We start from the raw sequence: 21,295 nt of genomic DNA, 5'->3' as shown, positions 1-21,295 counted from the left end.
ATGGACTAAACATACTTATAGTGCAAATCAACCGCAGTGGATCTCTAACGGGGATCAAACGAGGTAATAAATTAATAACATGCCGAATATTAGAACAAGCATCTGGCCTAACCGCAACATAATATTTTTGCCGCCTTTAAGTTCGGCGAACAAATCCGTCAGGGCGATATACAAAAATCCGCCGGCGCCGATCGCCACAATGTAAGGAATACTATTTTGCACACTATTTAAGGCAAAATAAGCCACCAATCCCCCAGCGACAGCGGCGAGCGCAGAAATAAAGTTAAAATAAAGCGCTTTGGTGCGAGAAAATCCGCTGTGCAGCAATACACCAAAATCTCCCAACTCTTGAGGAATTTCGTGGAACATCACCGCCATAGTGGTCGCTATCCCCACTGGGACACTGGCCATAAAGGCCGAGGCGATTAACACTCCGTCTAAAAAGTTGTGCAGGCCATCGCCCAACAAAACTGAATAACCCACTGCTTTGGGCCTAGAACCGCATTCGTCACAATCGTGGCCGTGTTCGTGGTGCCAATGCAAAACTTGTTCAAACAACAGAAACAATAAAATCCCGGCCACCACCCAAATAAAAGCACTTTCGCCTAATCCGACTAAACTTTCCGGGATCAAATCGAACCAAGCGGCCGCGAGCAGGGTGCCCGCCGCAAACGCCACCAGCCAGGGTACGATTTTGGTAACAAATTTCTGATTCACCCAAAAGAACACTACCCCGATCAGGGAAATTAAACTGACAACTAAAACGGCGCTGACAATATATCCTAAAATCGGCATAAGTTTATTTTATTGGACAGTCAGATCGAAGCATTTGCGGCCAACCGGGTGAGCGAATGAATTTGCTCCCACAAATTTCGGCGTGCCAGCGGGCTGATTAACAGCAGCGGCATCTTTGGTGTTATCGGTGGCAAATGTCGCGCACAACTGATAGCTTTTTGCCGCCAACACTTTGTATTCAAATTGCTGTTTAGTGACCGGATCCACCAGACCATCAGTTTCGATAAAGATTCTGGTATCACTGACTAATTGCTGTAAACTGGTTGGCAAAACTCGATGTCCAATCACGGCATCGCCGTAATAGGTTTGGATGGAATAGCTGATCGTCGTCAACCTCTGAACGCGGGTATCGTCAAACCGCTTATTGCGGATGACAGTCGGACTATCAATGACAAAGAATGTCCAAATCACTCCGGCCGTCACCACAGCGATCACTGCCCATTCAAAAATCTTGAAATTAGTGCTGATTTTTTTGGCAGTGCCGTCAAAGAATTTTAAATGCCACCACTGATAACCCAACACCACAAAAGCGATAATTAGCGTAATTACAGCTCCCAGAGCCGACCTCAAAACTAAATTACCCGAGAAATAAGCGATAAAGAGTGAGATCAATTGGGCAATAATAACCAGGATTACAACTACCAAAGTAATATACAAGAGCCATCGGCGCACTCCCGTATCATGGATTATTTTACCTTGGCCTAATAATTTATTAGCGGAGTAATTGACATAAAGAAAGATTGGGAAGGCAATCACTACCGCTGCCAAAAAACCGACTAATTCCGAACTGCTGCCCAAAAAAGTGGTTCGGTCCAGCGCATCTGGAATATAGTGATTTACCACCCCCCGCAACAGATAATTCATCGCCACACTCGAAACCAACAGAGTGGCATAGCTTAATAAATACATAAACCCATCTCGGGCAAAATTATACGTCTTTTCCATATGGTTAATATTAATGATAATACCTTTAATATTATATCCTATCTTGGCATGCCAAAATTAACTAGCCCCAGCAATCGCCAGGGCCAGTTAATTTGCAGTTTTTATCCAACAGTTATTGCTTCCAGAGGAAGTTATCTTTTATGATAACTGATTGTTTGTTTTCATTATGGTAGGCTTGTTCGATATGGGCACGACTAACCACATCTAAACCATCGAAAGTTGAAAAATCATTATTAGTAATTTCCACGTTACGAGATTCGTAACAAGTAATAATGCCAATGTTATGTAAATTCCCAGAATCTAGTAAGCCACCGCCTATTTTGTCAACGAAATTATCTATTCCGGTAGTTTTGAAAATATTACCAAATATTTGAGCTGGACCAGTCATAACCAAGATGCCGGCTGATTGGGTTATACCACTTCCCGGCGTATATGTTTCACTATAATCTGCCGGTAAAATAAAAGTGTTTTCCGTAACCCTTATAGAAGTCGGTTTGTTATCTAAAGCTCCCAGTTTTAGGCTAGGCATCACTCTGTTGGCATTATAACTACCGATTATTGGTTTAGATAGTTCAAAATAATTGCCAATAATCTCGGCATATTTACTGGTTGTTACCTGTAACTGGTAGTGGTTAGACGGACTAGTTGCACCCGTAAATCTACCTTTCTTCACAATTACTTGTGCTTTAGCTCCAACTATCTGCAAACCGATGTTGTTACCTCCGATTCTATCAAGAAACACACTTTGAGTAACTACAGGTGTCGGACTATCCGCATAAACTGCTACTGTAATCAAAGCATTGCTACTATATGGCGCTTTAATAGAAACACTTTCAATCGTATCATTTGGCTTAAAAGCGATCGCCATCGGATTATATATTGAGATTTTCGAATCGCCAGGATAATTATATAAGTCGTTCGGTGTTGCTTGATATTGGCTTTCCATGAACTTAACAGTAACCAGCTTGCTACTAAATTGGTTGGCTACTGCAACCGCTTTTCTTATATCTCTAACGGGGGTTTGTTGGGTTAGACCCGTATTGTTATTGTCCCCGCTATTAGATATATAAACTATTTGCGTACCCAAGGAAGACGGACCATTGCCCGGTTCAATTATGCCAAAAGCTGAACTTTTATTGGCAAACGATACCCCATAATAAATAACACCTGCAATTACTACAACACCAATCAACTGCAACCATAGCTTCTTTGAAGATAAGATTAACCCTGACTTTCTCTTTTTCCCCATTTGATTAAACGATTAAAGATAACTACTTTTATTATATCTCAAAAACCTGACCACCGAGCACCTCCTCCGCTGGCTCCGCCAGAATAGCATCTAAGGGTTAGCGGTTAGCATCTGAGAGAAGTCGTACGCGCAACTAAAATACCCACCAATTCTTGGTGGGTATTTTTAAAGTGCGAGGCGACTTCTTTATCTCGGTGATTACCACCAGCGAAGCCAGTTACTCAGGGTAGAAGATGCTCACTCGCGTGATCGCTCTCTCGTGAGGTGTGTTTACATACCACACCTCAAGACTAGTAGCATCGTAATACATGAGCCCAAACTCTTTTCCATCCAGGGCCGCTCCCACAACCATGTGGGTAGGAGCATCAACGGCATAAACAAATCCGTCGTCGTGAGTGGCAATATAACTATTAAGATCTTGAAGCCCTTCCAGTGGCACAAAATCCTTTATAATTTCGGCGTCATTGCCATGAAAGTACTCCATCGCTTCGCTCTGTAGCTTGTCCAGATCAGAAGCAGATAGCCAGTAAATTTTCTTCCTGGTCTTAACCATTTTCTCCCTCCTTAGGAGATCCCGACCGATTTGGCGGGGACGATTTTTAAATCAAGTAGCAAGTTGGTTACTAAATTCTCTTGGTTAATAATTTAACCTATCCTAAGAAACCTTGAGTTGGTAATCTTTAATAGCACCGTCGGCGAATGACTTGATATCGAAAACTGCCTGTTTGAGATCGCCATTAGCATCGAAGCTAATTACTCCGCTTTCCCCTTGATAAGGGGCCATTTTATACAAAGCATTTTTGAAGGATTCTGGATCGGTACCAGTTTTTTTCAAGACTTTAGCCCAAATCATCGGAATATCATATGCATCTGGCGCGCAAAGAGATACACTGCCCCCAATCTTTTGTTTAAAAGCCTCGGAATAATTTTTAGCTGGCGTCGTAAAAAACTTATCACCGCCAATACCGGCAATATTATTCGCTAAAACTTCATCCAACCACACATCTCCGCCAAAGATGGGCACATTAATGCCCAATTCTTTTGCTTGCCTAAACCCAGTTAATGCCTCTATGGGATAACTCGGGAAATAAATTAGTTCCGGATTAACAGTTTTGATTTTGGCTAATTCCGTCCTAATATCCTTGGCGCCTGATTTAATTTGCTCCTCGATCACTACACTACCGCCCTGCTGGACAAATCTTTCCTTGAAAGCATTCTTTAGCCCCACACACCAGTCATTATCACAGTTGAGAACAGCCACTTTCTTTATTTTCATTTGGTTAAAGATATAATCAGCAGCCACCTGGCCAGCGAAGCTGTCTGAGGGAGTTGTTCTGAACATATAGTCTCCGAGAGTAGTAACAGTCGGATTGCTGGCACAACTAAAGTGCACTACCTTGCCTTGTTCGGCTATCGGATGAGAAGACATGGCTACGCCTGAGGCAATCGAATAAACTGCAGTTACTTTGTCGATATTAACGAGTTTTTGCATAGCAGTGGCCCCCACCTTTGGATCGCAGCCTTGACTATCTTCTACCACTACCTGAAAAGGACGACCGTTGACACCGCCTTGAGCATTAACTTCTGCCACAGCCACTTCAAAAGCCTTTTTATTGTTAATCCCTATATCCGATCCGTTGCCGGTTAAGGGAGCTAACAAACCGATTTTGATTGGTTCTTTGTCAACTGACTTATTGGTGGATATCAGACTTAAACCCACGACTACTATCACCACTAATAATACTCCCCATACCCAAGTCCAATTTTTCATTTGAGAAAAAAATTAATATATATTCCTGAGCCATGTGCTTACTGACAATGATACTGATTGTTATTGTTTTCGTCATTATTTATAAATTACATACTCATTAATAAAATGTTCGTATTATAAGATATAATCGCATTGACTAGACTGTTCAATAATGGTATAATTGAGATGAATGATGACGAAATAATCGTCTAATTATGAACAAAGAAACCACCTTACATAATCTGGGCCTATCCCCTAACGAAGCCAAAGTCTACTTAGCTGCTTTAGAGATGGGCACGGCTTCTGCCCAAGATATTTCCCATAAAGCCGGTGTGATCAGGACTACCGGTTATTCCATTCTAGAGCGACTAGCTATCCGTAATTTCGTCTATAAAACTAAACAAAAAAACAAGACTCGTTACGTGGCCGAGTCCCCTAAAAATTTGGTTCATCGCTTTGAGCACTACCAAAAAGAACTAACTAATAGCCTGCCCGAATTACAAGCTATCTACAATAAGAGTCAAATCAAACCTAAGATTGTTTTCTATGAAGGTAAATCTGGCATCGAAGAAATTTATGCTGATACCATTAAAGAGAAGCCACGTGAAATTCTAGAATTTAATACTTTAGATATTTTTGCAGCCCTTCCCGATTTCCCGGCAGAATATCTGGCTCAGAGAAATAAACATCATATCTATGCTAAAAGAATAGCTACGGATGAAAAAAGGACTCGCGAACATGCCGCCCGCGACAAAGAAGAATTAAGCCATACCCTACTACTCCCCAAGGAAGAGTTTAATCCGCCAGTCGAAATTAATATCTACAATAACAAAGTAGCTTTCATGTCTTATCCTGATGAGATCGGTATCATAATTGAAAGCCATGGCATTGCCGACACCATGCGCCAGATTTACCACCTGCTCTGGAAAAAACTAAAGAAATAAAAATCTTGGCTCGCTGTCTTTTAGGCCGGGCATTGGAGGAGAGGCGGTAATGGAATGAGTAAAATCTCTGTGGGTTAAGGCCATGTTTGAAGCCGATGGCATTATCGGGCAAGTTGGGCCTATTAACACCCAGAGATTTTTGCCATTTCATAGCCTCGACGACTGCCCGGGACTTTGGCGTTACCTTTCTAGAAAGGTAACGATGTTTTTGTTTATGTCTGGATTCCCGCCTGCGCGGGAATGACAACGATTAAACTTTACGGGGTTTGAGTTGGCTCCAAATAAAACAGAGGGCAGCTAAAACAATCACTCCCAGAATAACTTTGTCGACGATGTGGAAATACGGGGTAATAGTGGCCCAGTTGGCGCGAAGGCGGAATCCGGCATAAGTTAAAATCCAGTTCCATAGCCCCGCCCCAACTGCTGTATAAATCACAAAAGGAATTAACGGCATTTTGCCCATGCCAGCCGGAATACTAATAAAATGGCGAACTACCGGAATAAATCGGCTAATGAAAACTGTGATGTCTCCCCTTTTGCGAAAGAATTTTTCTGTCACATCTAAATGATGCTCATTTAACAAAAGATATTTACCGACTTTCAGAACTAAAGCGCGACCGCCCCAAAGTCCGATGTAATAAGAAATTAAACTGCCGATAATTGAGCCGATAGTGGCCCAGATGACTACGGATAGCATGCTCATCTGGCCTTCGGCCACCAAGAAGCCGGCAAAAGGCATCACGGCCTCGCTGGGGATAGGTGCAATCATGGATTCCAGCGCCATCAACATTAAAACTCCCGGATAACTTAAAGTCCCGATCATCTGCGTCGCCCAAATTGCGATCTGCTCAAACACACTCATAAATATATGATAGCAGGTCAGTTAGTTAGGAGCTCAGTAGGTTAGTCAAAAAATACCTCCCTTAGTTGAGAGAGAGGTATGTGGGTGGCAAACTTTGCAGAGGCGGGATTCGAACCCGCGGCCTCCAGATTATGAGTCTGGTGATCTACCAGCTGATCTACTCTGCGCAGAAAAGGTGCAAAGACAAGGCGGTGGGAGGAATTGAACCTCCGATCACATAGGATCCCAAGTCCTTATGATGTAACCTTTCACACCGCCCGGTCCCCGCCGGCGACCCGGTCGGGGCATGTGGTTTATATTCTACCAATCCGCTATTTCGTATGTCAATCTTGATTTTGGATTATAACTTTTCTTAAATTACAACCACTCAATAGTCCGCTGGCTAACAGGAAATCCGCGGATGACACCATAGACACATACGAAAAAACCTCCGTTATATCCGGAGGTTTTTTCGTATTACAACTTAGTTAACCTTCATCAAGATCATGGGTGGGTTAATTTCCTCACCAGTAATTCCTGTGATCTTACCTGTGATCCCATCTACACTAGTAGTTTGAGACAAACAAGCCTGGATATTTGAACTTTTTTTAGCACAGGCGACAATTAGTTTGCCCATATCGTAGCCAAAGGCGGCAGCGAAGTTCGCATTAGCCCCATAGGCACTCTTGTAGAGGTCCTTGAACACCGAATTATCATCCGGCAGAGAGAATTTGAATCCCGTTGTATAGAAGGTCATGGCTGGGGCTTGTTTTTGTACCGCTGGGTCAGAAAAAGCCGCCCCTGTTTCAATAAAGATTGCATTTACTTTTAACTCATCGGCTTTTTTCATAATAGCAATCGCTTCAGCTGGCATAGACGGAACAAATAAAACTGCTTGCGGCTTTGCGTTCTTAATTTTAAGCATCACCGTAGAAAAGTCAGTTTCATTCACTTTGAAAGACTCATTGATGACTATCTTTTTATCTTTTTCTTTAGCCACATCGACAATAATGTCGCTAATAGACTTCCCATACTCACTATCCTGATGCAGCACAGCAATATCAGTCAGCTTGTTTAACGGGGAGCTGGGATCGGTAAAAGCTGGGATAACATAGCTGCTGGGTTTGGCATAATACCGATACGCATATGTATTTGTCACATTGCTGGCCGCAACTATCGACATGATTAACGGAGTTTTATTTTCCAAAGCCAACTTAGCTAGAGGTATACTGACACCACTGTAGGCCGAGACTACCACATTCACCCCCTGGGCAATCAACTTTTGGTAGGCCGTCACCCCATCGGCTGGCACAGCTTTACTATCTTCGTAAATAATCTGAATATTTTTATTATCTTTAATGGCCATGTCTAAACCATTCTTCATTGGTTCGCCAAAAACTGCTGCTGGACCAGATAATGGCAAAATTGCTCCTACTTTTACTTGTTCTACTGTTGCTAAATTAGCAGGACCTTTAAACACAAAGTAGCCAACAATTAAAACAACCATGATACCTATGACTGACCACACAAATTTAGAACTTATTTTATTGGTATTCATATCTATTTATTAGATTTATAATTATTCCTATTTATGTGCTTTTCGGTCAAAATTAGCACACAGGTAATGTTATATAACATTATCCTTTTCTGAATTCAACACTTGTTTGAGTCATAAACTCAGAAAAGGAGGAGAATTAATCTCCTGCTGATTAATGATTTATACTTTAGTCTGACACGACTTCAATGGTGCCGTCTTTTTCTACAAACTCTGTGCAGGCAATACATTCGTAAACACCTTCTTTATTTTGATGCCAAATATAAACCGCCCCTTCAGTAATTCCTTCGACAATGCCGATTACTGAGTTCTGGCTCATTCGCACAAACTTTTGGTCGGGAACTCGTTCCATTTTCATTGCATTTGGAGTGAATTCATGTGCGTGAACCATTATGCTCGGTTTTATTGTTATTGCCTCACCGACAACACATTTACTGCATTTTATTAAAGTAACTTCGAGGTTTTCCATTTTGGCTCCCTGCATTTTTTAGTCTGCCGACTATTTTTTAGGTGCTGGGATGAGTATTACGCTCTGGGAGTAGAATATTTCTCATCCCGATACGGACAGTATACGCCTACCTTATTTTATTGTCAACTATTTTCGTCATATTTTATATAGTCACCTGCAATTTCGTCACAATCAGTTCAGACCACCTTATTGACCCCAGATTAAAGGTGTGCTATAATGTATCTGTCGGTATTTCCGTCAACATAAAAAATCTTTCTACCAATTATGTTAACCCAAGAATTGCAGCAATTAGGACTCAACGAAAAAGAAGCCAAGGTCTATTTGTCAGCTTTAGAATTTGGCCCCACTACTGTCGCCAAACTAGCCCAAAAATCTGGCGTTAAACGCACATCGATTTACGAATTTTTGGCCGATATGGTGGCTAGGGGGTTGATTGTTGCCACCGTGGTCGGCAAAAGAACTTTATACGACGGCATTGACCCGGAAGGACTAAATATATTAATCGATAGGCAACAAAAAATAATTAAAGAGTTAACCCCCGAACTTTTACTCCTGACTAAACAAAGTCCCCAAAAACCTAAGATCAGGTTTTATGAAGGCGTTGAGGGATCGAAATATGTGTTTAATGATACCTTAAATCAACCTGATGGAGCAGAGATATTATTTATTGGCACCTGGGCAGGAACTTTTGATGTCGTACCCCAGACTTTTGTTAATCAATATATCATTCAGAGGAAAAAGAAGCATATTAAAGTTCGCTCGATCGTCCCCTATGATAAAGATGCCGTGGAAGGTAAGAAGAAAGATGCTGAGGAACTCCGCGAAACAATAATTGTGCCGGAGAGCAAGCTCCCGATTAAAACCAAGATTAATATTTATGGCAACAAAATCGCTATTCTGTCGTTTGGCGATGAAAAGATAAGTCTAATTATTGAATCGCAACAAATTTCCGACACCCTGAAGGCAATTTTTAACCTCCTTTGGGAAAATCTCAAGCAACCCAAGGCATAGATGAATACAGCTCAAGCTGGAGATCCTGAATCAAGTTCAGGATGACGAAGAAGACAAAGGCCTGCCTGCCCGCTGTTGCGGGACGCGGCCAGGGGATTCCCAATCCCGCCGGGCCGAGCCCTCTGGGCGGAGGCAGATCGGGAATGACCCGTCTTCGCCTTTGGCTACGCCGGGCTTCGCAGGATGACGGTTTAAAGGAATCCAAATGAGACAATGGGTTCGCCGGGGAGAGCCACGGAAGAATCGGCATGGCCTAAGACAATCCCATCCCGATCGGCCGCGAGCGTCTGCTCTAATTTACCGAATACATTATAGATCTTGGCAATCGGCTGATCTTTTTTAACTAATTGGCCGGGTTTGACTTTGAATCGGATAATCCCCGAACTGGAACTAACCGGCTGATGTGAATAATGCAGCACTTTGCCTTTTAATTCAGCCGGGATGGGATAGTCCATTTTTTGTTCCACCGGATTAACCATGCCTAATTTCATCAAAATATTCCAGATGGCTTTAACGCCTTCTTCCACATTTTGCTCGTTCACAATATAGGCTTCGCCTAATTCCAAAGTGATGGCAGGAATGTTCTTGAGAAGCAAACTACCCGAGAGAGTCCGCTTTAAATCGTCTTTATCATCAACCTCTTCTTGTTCGTTAATCACCACCAAGCCGGTTTGCTCGGCATAGGTTTTCACTTTTTCATAGGCCTCTTTATGTTCAATTCCGGGATAGGGATCGATCAGAGTATACGGAATCGATTGGGTCCAATCATTGTGCAAATCCAACACCAAAGTGGGATTAGTTCCCATAATGGTAGTAAAAATTTTATCGGCAATCCTCTCAGCAAGAGACCCTTTGAGATTTCCAGGAAAAGATCTATTTAAATCATCCGAGCTCACACCAATGCCGCGAGAACCCATTTCAAACCCCATCGGATTCATTAAAGGAAAGGCATAAACCGATCCGGCAATTAGCGGCTCTTTTTTTAATTTCTTGAAGATTTCTTGAATAATAGCAATCCCACCCACCTCTTCGCCATGCACGCAACCGGTCAGCCAAACTACCGGACCAGAGTTTTTACTCTTGGCTTCCATAATTGCCAAACGACGAGACGATAAATCCGAACCCGTTAATACATTAATAAACGAGTAGTGAATTTGCTGGCCGGTCAAATTGTATTTAGCTAAAGCATTCATAGTAATAGCGGTTAGCATCTAGGGGTTAGTGAGCTACTCCTCCCCTTATTGAGGGGAGGCTGGGTGGGGTGGATTAATTATTTATCCACCTCTCTCCGAGTCAGAGACTCATCCGAGTCGGAGACCCCTTACCCCTCCCTGCCTACCTGCCTACCGGACAGGCAGGCCGGCAGGCAGGCTCGGTAAGGAGGGGAACTTTCTGACTTGCTATCCGATCTAATATGTAATTAACATCAATCGAACCTAATCGATTGTTTTGATATCCCCCAAATGTATTAACACTTATCCTTTGTCATCCTCAGACTTGATCTGAGGATCTAGACAGAAACATAAACAAAAATGCTATCTTGTTTGTTTTTTGTCTGGATTCCCGCCTTCGCGGGAATGACGAAAGAAGTGCGGGAATGACGGCTGGATTTGATGTTCAAACTGGCCCTAATTTACACCTTTTTACTCCTTATGTCAACCTTAAAGCCGGGAACAAAAAACCTGCCATCCGGCAGGTTTCCTGTATTATTCCATTAAATATCAGGTTCGGCTTTTCAGTTTTATTAGCCAAGCATAAACTGGCCACATCAAAGCCGATAGCCAACCCCAGATTCCCAGAGCCGCTAATACGGTAAACACTATTTGAGCGATTTGATAACCGCGAGGCGGTAACCCCAAAGTAGTGTAATCATCGGCTAAAGCAGCCGGCATCAGTCTTTGTCTTAGCAAACCATCTCTAATATCGTCATAGACTACTAACAAAAGACCTCCCGGCGAGTTATTGATGGTGGTTGCTTCATTGTATTGGCTAGGCCAATCGTTGCCCTTATCTTTAGCTTCCAAGTTATTTATTTCTAAAGCCGGGGTAAATAAAGACACCGGGGGGGCTGTTCCGTCTAAGTTATCGCCTAGCACGTTGGCAAAACTGGCTAAAGGCTTAATAACGGCAGCGGGAGTCAAATCGAGTTTAGGTATCAGTTCGCCAAAATGTTGCACCACAAAAGTAGTTAAACGCCCATCCAAATAACCCTGGGTAATTCCTACTCCAATCTCGCGATAATTAGAATTGAGCAGATTGGCATAATGCGTCGGACTGTTCACCCACGCCGCTACAGTGCTTTCTGGACTGCTGAATCCTTTGGCTAAATTTTCACCTGCCCGCAAATAATTATAACCAGCCGCCTTAATCCAATAAGCCATCCGGTTACCTAATTTATCCGCGTGTCCGAAATAATTATTCGCTGCCATATCATTAGCTTTGGCCAAAGCAGAAGAATTTAATTTATTATTTACTATGAGTGCCGGCAAACCTTGATCTTGCCGTAATTGATTAGTTAGGCGGATAATCTCGGTTTCTTCTCCCAGTAAACCCTGCGCCAATACTGGCTGATAGGCTGCCGCCAATAAAACGGCTGAACTGGCTACTAAAAACACTTTGGCAGCTAAAAGAAGGCCTCTGCCCAATTTAGGATAAACTTCTGCTGATGTTTTTCTGTTTTGATTTTTCACTTTTGTTTTTGTTTTATCGTTCGACGATAGGAGAACTCTTCTGTTTAGTTATCAGGCTCCGCCAGCTGGCGGAAGTTTCGAACAGTATTATGTTATTATACCAGTAAAATCTTGATTTGTCAACTATAAAACTATGGTTATTTATTCCACTGCTGACATCCTAAAACCAGCCCTTGCGGGCTGGTTTTAATTTGTTACCTGATTAACAAAGAGTTATTTACTCCCCATCACATTATTCTTGCGAGTCAATCTATAGATGATGTAAAGAATTAAGAGTAGCAATAAGAGAGATAAGCCGCTGATACCTAGGATCTTCCAAACATTGCAACTCTCGCATGTATTCTCATCATTTTCTTCGTTGGTGATCTCATCACCAGCCACATCGCCTTGATCTTCCAGGTTGCCTTGATCACCAGTACCGAGAGCAAGTTGCCGACCACCGCCAGAACCGCCACCAGTTAAGCCGCCAGTGTTGTCAGTTTCATCGCCAGCGACTTCTCCCCCACCAACTCCGCCTTCATCGTTAGAAGATCCGCCAGTTGGATTTGTCGGAGGAATAATGGTACCACCGCCACCGCCACCGCCAGAACTACCACCGCCACCAGAACTACCGCCGCCACCGCCAGAACCGCCTTCGCCTTGACTATCAACACTTCCTTCATGGTTGCCAAAGTTGATACCCGCCCAAATCCAAGTGCCATCACCAATAACTAGCGTATGCACTGACGAAGCAGGATAAGTTTGTGTCCAACCGTTATTACCTACTTCGCGCACCGCATAAGTGTCTGCTACTAGATTGATAAACTGATAAGTACCGTCTTCAAGGGTGAGATAGGTTGGCTCACCCACATCCAAATCACCATCACCATTAGCGTCAATATATATCGTCCAATCGGCCAATGGCCCATCATTAACATCTTTCACGCCATCGCCGTCATGGTCGTTGAATTTCATCCCGGAAATAGAACCAAACTGTTGGTCGGGCCCTCCACCAGGATTTTGTTCGCTGATATCATGATTGCCAAAGTTAATCCCTTCGGTTAACCCGTCAGCTGAAACCAAATGGTAACCTAACGGCATTGGATAAGTTTCTATCCAGCCATTTTGCGTTTCTTCGGCTATCACTAAGTCACCCGTGAGTTCATCAGGAATATTCAATTGGTAACTACCCGATTCGTCAGTAATATCTTCGGCTACTACCCGGTAAATCTTAACGTTCAGTGAGCCTTGATTATTACTAGCATAGATATCATGGATATGAAGACTTGTGGTATTACCGTCACCCGTTAATGTATGCCAATAAAGATGGGCAGGGTTGTAAGAACCCCAAAGACTAAAGTCGCTACCAATCCATAAATCAAGTAGTTCTACGCCCCAACCACCATAATTCTCTACTAAATCAGTCCAAACATTTGGATCTGACCGAGTAGAATATTGAGCATCAGCGGTAATACTATCACCCGCGGAGAAAGTATCGGAAGCGCGAACAAAGTATTTTTGACCGTTAGTTAATACCACATTTGATTGAATAGTGTTGCCATCGCCATCTTCATTATTGCTGTGGGAATCAACACTGAGTTCATCAACTAGTTGACCAGCATAAATTGTCCAACCCTGGAGCCCGCCATCATTAACATCTTTCACACCATCACTGTCATGGTCATTGAATTTCATGCCAGTCACAGAACCCGGTAATTGCACGGTGTAGTGATTACCGAAGTCTTTATCGGTGTAATTAAGACCGGTGGATACTAGGTAGTAACCTTCCGGACTAGGCATGGTTTCTAACCAACCGGATTGCGTCTGTTCGGAGATCATTACTTCGCCAATATCTTCCAGGAAAGTGAAGTGATAATTACCATCGCCATCCGTAAGTTCACTATCAATCACTTCGTAAACATCCACGGTTAAGAAGCCGCTGTCGTTCTGGGCATAGATTTCATAAATCTGCAATTTAACTTGCGCGCCTGTTCCCACAATCGTGCGCCAATAGACATGCGCGGGATTAAAGACGCCCCAGTCTGGTGCCACATTATCGATAAAGAGATCCAGCAGGGTCGGACCGTAAGCTCCGTAGTTTTCCACAATATCCGTCCAATCGGGGCCAGTGCGGATAGAATACTTGGCATCAGCAGTGATGCCATCGTTAGCATCGTAGGTTCCGGAAACGCGCAAAATATATTCTTTGCCATTATCTAGTGCATTGGTCCAAAATTCAGGACTGGTCGGAATATCATTTTGAGCTGCAACCTGAATGCTATCAACTTTTTTACTGGCATAGATCGTCCATTTCGCTAAACCATTATCATCAGCATCCTTCACCCCGTTACCGTTATGATCGTTGAATTTCATGCCGGAAACAGAGTGGTTCAGCGATTCAGCGAGTACATTAAACCCGACGCAATTATAAGTTTTACCCATTTCGATCCCGTCAATCCGATCATAATTGTCGTAATTTAAGACATCCGCATGGCAGTACATCTCGGCGCTGACTGGATTGGCGTTAGTATCGCCATTTTGATCAAAGGTGAATGGAATATAGCCCTCTTGCAGCACTTCGCGGAACCAAAGATAACTGCTGCCGGCAATATTTTCCGGAGTCAGCGTAACTGTGGTCTTACCGTTAGCATCCGTTGGCGGCATAGTTTGCCATGGCGCATTGGCTGGTCCGACGAGAGTATCTCCCGGATCATAAGCGCTTTGGGGTCCCCATTGGAAATCCCAGCCTTCCACAAACCGGCAACCAGGATGTTGCGCCACCCAATCTTGGGCAGTATCGGCAGTAATATCTGGTCCGCCATTGCCCCAATTGGGCAGATCGGCTTCCGAGTCACACACAATTTTATGCGCCACTACCGTTACATCCTTGGCGCAGGCAATCTGATTGAGAGTCAGCGTAACAGCGGCATCGGCAGTTACCGGCTGCTGGTTGTAAGCCAAACCGGTGATGTGAGCTGCGTTATCGAGCGCACACTCGGCAGGAGCTGAATGTAAGGCCTGGACCGCTGCCACATCATAACCATCGGCGTCGCTCCCCCAACCCGCCCAACTAGCATCGGTTTTATCGACTAATTTTAAATACTTAGCCCAAGGGAGTAACCCGCTAAGATCGAAATCATTATCGTGATTTATATCACTACGGGTTTGCGTACCCAAAGACGTCCAAGTCGAGCCATTTTGGGAAGCAAATACTTCTAACTTTTCTGGATAACTCGCTGCTGACGGATTGCCCCAGCTGGTTTCAATCACATGAATATCGGCGCCAGTGCCATCTAGAATGTAATTATTAAATCCTAATACTAAGTCGCCGCCAAAACCTAAGCTGACAAAATTGATGGGAGCGGCATCGTCATCCGTGTCTGCTCCAAGCGCTTCGGAGGCATCAGTTCTGTCGCCCGGCAAGGCCCCGCCGCCCTTTTGCAACCCAGGATTATAATCTATAACCGTATCCGCCCAGGGTTCGTAAGAATCAACTGAAACGACCAGATGAACCGTCCCGCTGGCCGGCGCAGTTTTAGGACCAAGGGACCAAGTAACTACACCGCCAGATTCGGTTCCGCTATTATCGGCGGATACAAAAGTTGTGCCAGTCGGAACTGCATCGGTAATTGTTACATTAGAGAGTGTGCCAGCGCCAGTAAGTTCCCAATCAATTGAGTAGTCAATTTGACCGTTCGTTGGATTATATATGCCAGTTTTTTCGAGAGACAATTCTGGCACTGGCTGAGGGCAAGCCCGATTATATGGAACTATCTGCGGGAAAATATCGCCAGTAAATGCGAAATACATGTGCGACTGCACTGTGTGCCGTTCGGCAAAATACACATCCAAGATTTTCGGAGCAGTGGTGAGAGCCATAGAACCACTGATGGACGCTGGCGGATGGATACCAGAATTATCTGCCGCTAATACGCCGTCCAGATATACCCAAGCATCATCATCAGTCGTTAAATTAAAACTGTAATTACCATCGGCGGGAGCGGTAACTTTAGCCGACCAATGGGCGCCAAAGTGATAATCCCTGCCGTTGTAATTATCTTCCTCTAAAGGCGTCGCACCATTGGTGCCATCAAACGGGAAGAAATCACCGCCAAAAGCAAGATTGGCATCTACCCGAGAGAACCGGAAATATGGCTGGGTGTACCAATCCGCTGTCCAAGGCGCAGCGTTCCCCATGGGGTCGCCATGGGTTTGGTCAGGCCAGTTTCCCTGCGGTAAATTCATATCGGGATGGCTCTGGGAATAATTGAAATATTCACCATACCAACCGGTCTTGTCACCGAAATCGCATGGGTCTGGTTCGGGCTCTTCACAAATCCGCGACACGCTAACTTTATCTACCAATCCGCCTAATGAATTAGCCGTGCCCAGGTCGGTAAACATCAACCGTGTCACTGCCGCAGTAGCCGCTACTGTGTAAATATGTTCTGTCCAAACTGTACCAGTATTAGCAGTACCGTCAGTAGTAAAAGTCCCTAGAACCGAGCTGCCAAATTTTGCTTCTGTGTTTTCTTCATTAATTCCCGGCCGGGGCGAAGTCCAAAACTTAATTTCGTAATCAGCTCCCGGGACCGTAGTAATGTCTTGCCAGAGATGAATAGAAGCCGGTTCTCCGTTCAGAGGCCCCGCGGGACCATCCCAGTCGGTATCCAGCTCTGTCCACTGCGCACCTTCTTCAGCTGTCCAACCATTTACCCCCTTTTGGAGCTCTATCTGCGGAGCTGGCCTCTCCTGATCATTCCAAACTGTCGGCACATCCGCCCGCCAATCAGCTTGCCAGCCCGGGATAAAAGCGGTGGCACCAAAAATATCCCAATTGGCAGCTGCCCCCACTACGGGATCTTCAAAACTGCCGTTAACAATTAAATCGGCTTCGCTGCATTTATCTTCACAGGCTAAGGCGGCTGCCCCACCTGGCATAATGCTATTGAATGCCAAAGATAATCCCGCCAGAAGCGAGATCAGTTTCGACCAGTGCAATCTCTTCATCTCCATAAATAATTAATAATAAAACACCGGAAGCAAATCCGCTGCCGGTTTATTTTTTAAACAAATTAAAAATCTTATCTCCACCCACAGCAAAAGCGTAGCTCCCTGGCGGGTTTTTGTCAACCTGGCCTTATCCCCAATGGTTTTTGATTACCTCCCTAAATAGCTTTTATACTTCCAGGAACTGGCAAATTTCCGGGAACTCCTCTGATAGGAGATGGCCCTGCCCGGGCAGAACAGTTAATTTCCCGCCCAGCGCCTGGACCCATTTGGCGCCATCATCAGGCCGTAGATAAGGATCATTGTCGGATTGGAAAATTACAAACTCAGTCAAATTTTTAATTTCAAATAAATCTTGGACTGTCGGGAAAAACCCATCAATTTCCGGAGCCAACGGAAATTTGGCATAAGGCGTAGCGGCTAAAATAACTTTCGGTGCTTTCCCGCCCGAGAGTAGATATTGCACAGCCAACAACCCTCCCAAACTGTGCCCGATCAAAATACCTTCGCCGTATTGACCCATCACGCTATGCAATACTTGCAGCCATTCGTCCAGTTTTGGCATAGCCGAACAAGGAAAATCCGGCACCGCTACGGTATAGCCTTTATTTTTTAATTCTTGTTTTAACCACGGAAACCAATTCGCATGCGAATCCGCCCCTAAGCCATGCAGAATATAAACTACCTTATTCATTAGTGGCTCTCAAATATTTAAACCGCGGCATGATTTGGCCGTTAACTTCAACATTTTCTAAAAACATTGCGAGCGGTCGCACCCAATAACTATCATCGTCCAAGTGTTTGTATAAAACTAGCTCCTCCAAAGTTTCGCTGTGGTGGACTACTCGCAGCGCTGCGTACTCGGGCCCTTTGTAGTGTTGATAAAAACCTGGTTGAAAACTTTTTGCCTGTTCTGATAATGTTAATATCTCCATTTGCTAATTATAACAATTTTCCCTACAATTTAACTGCTCATTCCATCGAAACGCTACTGGAGGCTACAAAAATGGAAATATCTGATGTTCTTTTTTATGTTATCTTGTTCTTGCTTTTAATCATGGCTGAGTGGGTGAACTTTGGAATAAGGGCACGTACTGAACAAACATCTTCTCCTGCCACTCCTCCTGTTCTTCCTTCTTCTTCCGAGAATAAATGGGAAGACACCGAAGACTTGTGCCAAATAGCTCAAGTTTACAGTTCTCATTCCCAGCCTTAACCAAAATCCCATCCCACCAAAAATACCCCTGAATCACCGGGGTGTTTTTCTTGTAATCACACAAAAAAGGCGCCCCACCGGGCGGTGGGGCTTAGGAAGGTAGTGCAGACTAGATTATGAGGTTGCCTGGAATCGAACCAGGGACATCTCCAAAAAATAATTGGAGCACTCTACCAGCTGAGCTACAACCTCAAAGAAATTCATGGAATCAATCCAAGGTACCGGAATTATTTTAGGGTGCCTCTAGGCAGCTGTCAAGAGATAACTCTCAATAGTGCGTAGCTGAGTGGTAGTGAATGCGCAGAACAACTGCTCGGCTAAACACTTGATTACTTTCTCTCCCTCATCAGGAAGAGCGTGATGCAAGGCTTCATGGATTAGATATAACCCCTGGTTGCACGTGTTGGGATTTCTTTTAATGGTAATTACACCATCTAAATACCATCCTCCACAAGATTGCTTTCCATCCAACTTAGGCGAGCGCGACAGGCGAATTTCACACTCATTGAGAGCCCTGATCACTTTCCTATAATAGAAATTCCTCTTTTTTATATGCATACTCTCTTCCTCCTCAAGATGCAGACGGTTGAGATTTATCTTTTCCTTAAATTTCCACCACAGAAAAGATAACCGCCTAAGTGGCTCTAGGATATCAAAACTAGTTTTTTTGTTAAGAGGAAATTAATTTAAATAAAAAGGTGCCCCCGCCGGACGACGGGGGGCTAGGAGGTAGTACCGAACAATACTATTAAAATGATCGAATTTATTTGGGTGGGAAGGTGGAATCGAACCCCACCATACAAAGAACAAATATTACTTTGGAATGAAATTATCTTAGCGTTTATTTAGGTGCTTGTCAATATAACAAACCCCCTCAAATGGGAAAAGGGGGTTTAGATCTGGCTGGCAGGTGCTGGCAGTAAGTTCACGGCTTTTTATCTTCTTTCGGATTATCTCCCGCAACCTCTTTTGGAAGAGAATCAGTCCCGCCGGTTCCACCGCGCTCTAATTTCTTAGCTTTCTTGAGCTGTTCGTCGATAGCATCTTCATAGCCAGAAGTGGGTTTGAATTTGTTCGTGGCATTATCAGTTATCGATTTTTCTGATGAAGGTTTCCTATGAAGATTGTCGCCGACAGACGCCCGTGGTGCCTCTTTCCAGTTTTTAACAACCCTTGGTGTATTAGTAGGCGTTGGCTGGAAAGACGCTTGAGTGGACATAGAAGAGGAAATAGAAACTTTTCGGCTTTTCTTGCCCCGCGATACTGCTACAGCTGCTAGTACAAAAATAATTAAAAGAGCGATGATAAAGGTGCCAGGCATTGGCTGAACCTCCTTCGAGATTTTTTGAAAACTGAGCCCAGAGTAACAGAAAGACACTTCCCAGGCAAGTTATTTCAGAATATACGAGTTACTTATTTTTAGCTGACCATGACACCTAGGTGGTCATAGACCAACCGGGACCAATTTTCCAACCGCTCTCGCCGTGCGCCGATTTCATTTAAAGTCAGGTACTCCCCGTCCATTTTGTCGGTTTCGCGAATGGCGATTGGTTCAGTTGTTTCCCACAGCATCACCACGCCCAAATGTACTTGTTCCAATTCATTAACATCATCGCGCAACAAGCCGAGCAGTTTTAGTTCATCAAACTTCGGCGGATTATCGGTTGCTAATTCTTCACTCAATTCTCGGCGCAATCCGGCATCTAAAATATTGGTTGTATCACCATCAATCGGGTTGATATGTCCTCCAATCCCAAAGCTAACTTTGTTATGTAATCTGACTTCCGTTTGCGTGGTCCGGCGAGTGACCGTTAAATACTTATTCTGATATTTTACTAATATATATGGAATAATTTGCCGGAATTTTGGATTAATTTCGGCGGCTGGCCGATCCATAAAAAAAGCTATTTCTGGCAATTTAGCCAAAAAATTTGGATGAATATCCGAAGTAAAGCCCGGCTGGCATAAATTATTTGCCCACTCGGCTGGCACCACTAAAATTTTTTCTACCTCTTCTGACATATTTAGATTCTATCATAAAGAAGAAAACCCGCCTTGCCCTGACAAGGCGGGTAAGAGCAATGCCCCACAAGCTCGTCCACCTCCAGGTTTGTTAGTAGTGGGATAGTTTTAAACCTCGCGCGCGATACTTCGGGCGCGGGTATATTTATTGTACATGATATAAAAAAGAAGCCTGTCACATGACAGGCTTGCATTTAACCAATCCGGAAATAAATTAACTCGCTAGCCGCTGTTGGAGGTGAAGTTGTGGTAGCAACTTTAGCTCGTGCGGTGGGAACTCCCTGACGTGCGCCGATTGCAATGCTGATCGGGGTGACGAAGAGAAGAAAACTATTTGCAATAATTTGTCTGCAGAGTATTTTTGTTTCTCCGCTTCTGTCCACAGCCGTCGGCATCCAACCACTACTCCCGAGAGAGGTTTACCTCCTATTGAAGTGACTTCTGCCCCCAAAGGAAAGAATGTTGATCGCAAGATATCTCCTCCTTGCGAGATAAGATATAAGGTACTTGGGCTATCCTATCAAAAAGAAGAATAAAGTCAATATCTTTGCTCTAGGAGCTAATTTAAACGCCCTGCCGACACCGGCAGGGCGTTTAATAACACGAAAGATTTAAATTATTCTGCAGCTGGTTCTTCTCCCCCTTCTGCAGGCTTTTCTTCTGTCTCTTCTGTTTCGGTAGGTGTTTCTGTTTCTGCTGCTTCTTTGCCACATCCACACTTTTCGCAGCTACAATCGTCCGGGCAAGTTTCAGAACAAGTACACTTGGTCTCTTCACCCTCTGTGGGTGGATTGGTTGTTTGGTCGCACATAAGATCTC

At 44.0% G+C, this 21,295-nt stretch carries 20 protein-coding genes and 2 tRNA genes; 3 read left to right on the top strand and 19 right to left on the bottom strand.

Annotated features, from left to right (window positions below; all coding sequences use genetic code 11):
• Positions 1-54: 54 nt before the first annotated feature.
• From WC805_00625 to WC805_00605, 5 genes are all read right to left on the bottom strand, one after another.
• Entirely contained in the window at positions 55-795 is a 741-nt protein-coding gene (locus WC805_00625; GenBank protein MFA5967008.1) for a ZIP family metal transporter, read from the bottom strand.
• A gap of 9 nt (positions 796-804) precedes the next feature.
• Entirely contained in the window at positions 805-1,740 is a 936-nt protein-coding gene (locus WC805_00620; protein MFA5967007.1) for a DUF5671 domain-containing protein, read from the bottom strand.
• 112 nt (positions 1,741-1,852) lie between these two features.
• Positions 1,853-2,989 (bottom strand): hypothetical protein, encoded by a 1,137-nt coding sequence (locus WC805_00615; GenBank protein ID MFA5967006.1) that lies wholly within the window; start codon positions 2,987-2,989, stop codon positions 1,853-1,855.
• A 217-nt stretch (positions 2,990-3,206) separates the two neighbouring features.
• Positions 3,207-3,542, bottom strand: a complete 336-nt coding sequence (locus tag WC805_00610; protein MFA5967005.1) for a hypothetical protein — start codon at positions 3,540-3,542, stop codon at positions 3,207-3,209.
• 102 nt (positions 3,543-3,644) lie between these two features.
• Positions 3,645-4,760 carry an ABC transporter substrate-binding protein gene (locus tag WC805_00605; GenBank protein MFA5967004.1) on the bottom strand — a complete coding sequence of 372 codons (1,116 nt, stop codon included), beginning with the start codon at positions 4,758-4,760 and terminating at the stop codon, positions 3,645-3,647.
• A gap of 194 nt (positions 4,761-4,954) precedes the next feature.
• On the opposite strand from WC805_00605, the gene WC805_00600 reads away from it, so the two are divergent.
• The gene (locus WC805_00600) at positions 4,955-5,683 is read left to right on the top strand and encodes a helix-turn-helix domain-containing protein (protein ID MFA5967003.1); all 729 of its coding nucleotides are present in this window, start codon (positions 4,955-4,957) and stop codon (positions 5,681-5,683) included.
• A 250-nt stretch (positions 5,684-5,933) separates the two neighbouring features.
• Here the strand turns inward: WC805_00600 and WC805_00595 are convergent, their stop codons facing one another.
• From WC805_00595 to WC805_00575, 5 genes are all read right to left on the bottom strand, one after another.
• Positions 5,934-6,545 (bottom strand): DedA family protein, encoded by a 612-nt coding sequence (locus WC805_00595; GenBank protein MFA5967002.1) that lies wholly within the window; start codon positions 6,543-6,545, stop codon positions 5,934-5,936.
• A 94-nt stretch (positions 6,546-6,639) separates the two neighbouring features.
• A tRNA-Met gene (locus WC805_00590) sits at positions 6,640-6,712 on the bottom strand.
• A 19-nt stretch (positions 6,713-6,731) separates the two neighbouring features.
• A tRNA-OTHER gene (locus tag WC805_00585) sits at positions 6,732-6,803 on the bottom strand.
• Positions 6,804-7,008: 205 nt separating this feature from the next.
• On the bottom strand, positions 7,009-8,082 hold the full coding sequence (locus WC805_00580; GenBank protein ID MFA5967001.1) for an ABC transporter substrate-binding protein: 1,074 nt from the start codon (positions 8,080-8,082) through the stop codon (positions 7,009-7,011).
• 166 nt (positions 8,083-8,248) lie between these two features.
• Positions 8,249-8,437, bottom strand: a complete 189-nt coding sequence (locus WC805_00575; protein MFA5967000.1) for a hypothetical protein — start codon at positions 8,435-8,437, stop codon at positions 8,249-8,251.
• A 375-nt stretch (positions 8,438-8,812) separates the two neighbouring features.
• On the opposite strand from WC805_00575, the gene WC805_00570 reads away from it, so the two are divergent.
• The gene (locus WC805_00570; protein MFA5966999.1) at positions 8,813-9,559 is read left to right on the top strand and encodes a helix-turn-helix domain-containing protein; all 747 of its coding nucleotides are present in this window, start codon (positions 8,813-8,815) and stop codon (positions 9,557-9,559) included.
• Between the two features lie 191 nt (positions 9,560-9,750).
• On the opposite strand, the gene WC805_00565 is transcribed toward WC805_00570, so the two are convergent.
• From WC805_00565 to WC805_00545, 5 genes are all read right to left on the bottom strand, one after another.
• Positions 9,751-10,770 (bottom strand): succinylglutamate desuccinylase/aspartoacylase family protein, encoded by a 1,020-nt coding sequence (locus tag WC805_00565; GenBank protein MFA5966998.1) that lies wholly within the window; start codon positions 10,768-10,770, stop codon positions 9,751-9,753.
• A 510-nt stretch (positions 10,771-11,280) separates the two neighbouring features.
• Positions 11,281-12,249 carry a CAP domain-containing protein gene (locus tag WC805_00560; GenBank protein ID MFA5966997.1) on the bottom strand — a complete coding sequence of 323 codons (969 nt, stop codon included), beginning with the start codon at positions 12,247-12,249 and terminating at the stop codon, positions 11,281-11,283.
• A 213-nt stretch (positions 12,250-12,462) separates the two neighbouring features.
• The gene (locus WC805_00555) at positions 12,463-17,238 is read right to left on the bottom strand and encodes a PA14 domain-containing protein (protein MFA5966996.1); all 4,776 of its coding nucleotides are present in this window, start codon (positions 17,236-17,238) and stop codon (positions 12,463-12,465) included.
• Positions 17,239-17,407: 169 nt separating this feature from the next.
• Positions 17,408-17,932 (bottom strand): alpha/beta fold hydrolase, encoded by a 525-nt coding sequence (locus WC805_00550; protein MFA5966995.1) that lies wholly within the window; start codon positions 17,930-17,932, stop codon positions 17,408-17,410.
• Positions 17,925-18,173 carry a DUF1653 domain-containing protein gene (locus WC805_00545; protein ID MFA5966994.1) on the bottom strand — a complete coding sequence of 83 codons (249 nt, stop codon included), beginning with the start codon at positions 18,171-18,173 and terminating at the stop codon, positions 17,925-17,927. The genes WC805_00550 and WC805_00545 overlap by 8 nt, the downstream gene beginning before the upstream one ends.
• Before the next feature lie 71 nt (positions 18,174-18,244).
• Between WC805_00545 and WC805_00540 the strand changes: the two genes are divergently transcribed.
• A complete protein-coding gene (locus tag WC805_00540; GenBank protein ID MFA5966993.1) occupies positions 18,245-18,454 on the top strand; it encodes a hypothetical protein in 210 nt (69 codons plus the stop codon).
• A gap of 243 nt (positions 18,455-18,697) precedes the next feature.
• On the opposite strand, the gene WC805_00535 is transcribed toward WC805_00540, so the two are convergent.
• The 4 genes from WC805_00535 to WC805_00520 all read right to left on the bottom strand — a co-directional run bounded on the left by WC805_00535 (position 18,698) and on the right by WC805_00520 (position 21,287).
• Positions 18,698-19,012, bottom strand: a complete 315-nt coding sequence (locus tag WC805_00535; protein MFA5966992.1) for a hypothetical protein — start codon at positions 19,010-19,012, stop codon at positions 18,698-18,700.
• Between the two features lie 367 nt (positions 19,013-19,379).
• Positions 19,380-19,775 (bottom strand): hypothetical protein, encoded by a 396-nt coding sequence (locus tag WC805_00530; GenBank protein ID MFA5966991.1) that lies wholly within the window; start codon positions 19,773-19,775, stop codon positions 19,380-19,382.
• 98 nt (positions 19,776-19,873) lie between these two features.
• Positions 19,874-20,476, bottom strand: a complete 603-nt coding sequence (locus WC805_00525) for a hypothetical protein (protein MFA5966990.1) — start codon at positions 20,474-20,476, stop codon at positions 19,874-19,876.
• 616 nt (positions 20,477-21,092) lie between these two features.
• Positions 21,093-21,287, bottom strand: a complete 195-nt coding sequence (locus tag WC805_00520) for a hypothetical protein (GenBank protein ID MFA5966989.1) — start codon at positions 21,285-21,287, stop codon at positions 21,093-21,095.
• Positions 21,288-21,295: the final 8 nt, after the last annotated feature.

The organism is Patescibacteria group bacterium, assembly GCA_041659905.1.
Taxonomy (GTDB): domain Bacteria; phylum Patescibacteriota; class Kazan-3B-28; order Kazan-3B-28; family UBA10110; genus UBA10110.
This window is presented reverse-complemented; position numbering and strand designations above follow the sequence as displayed.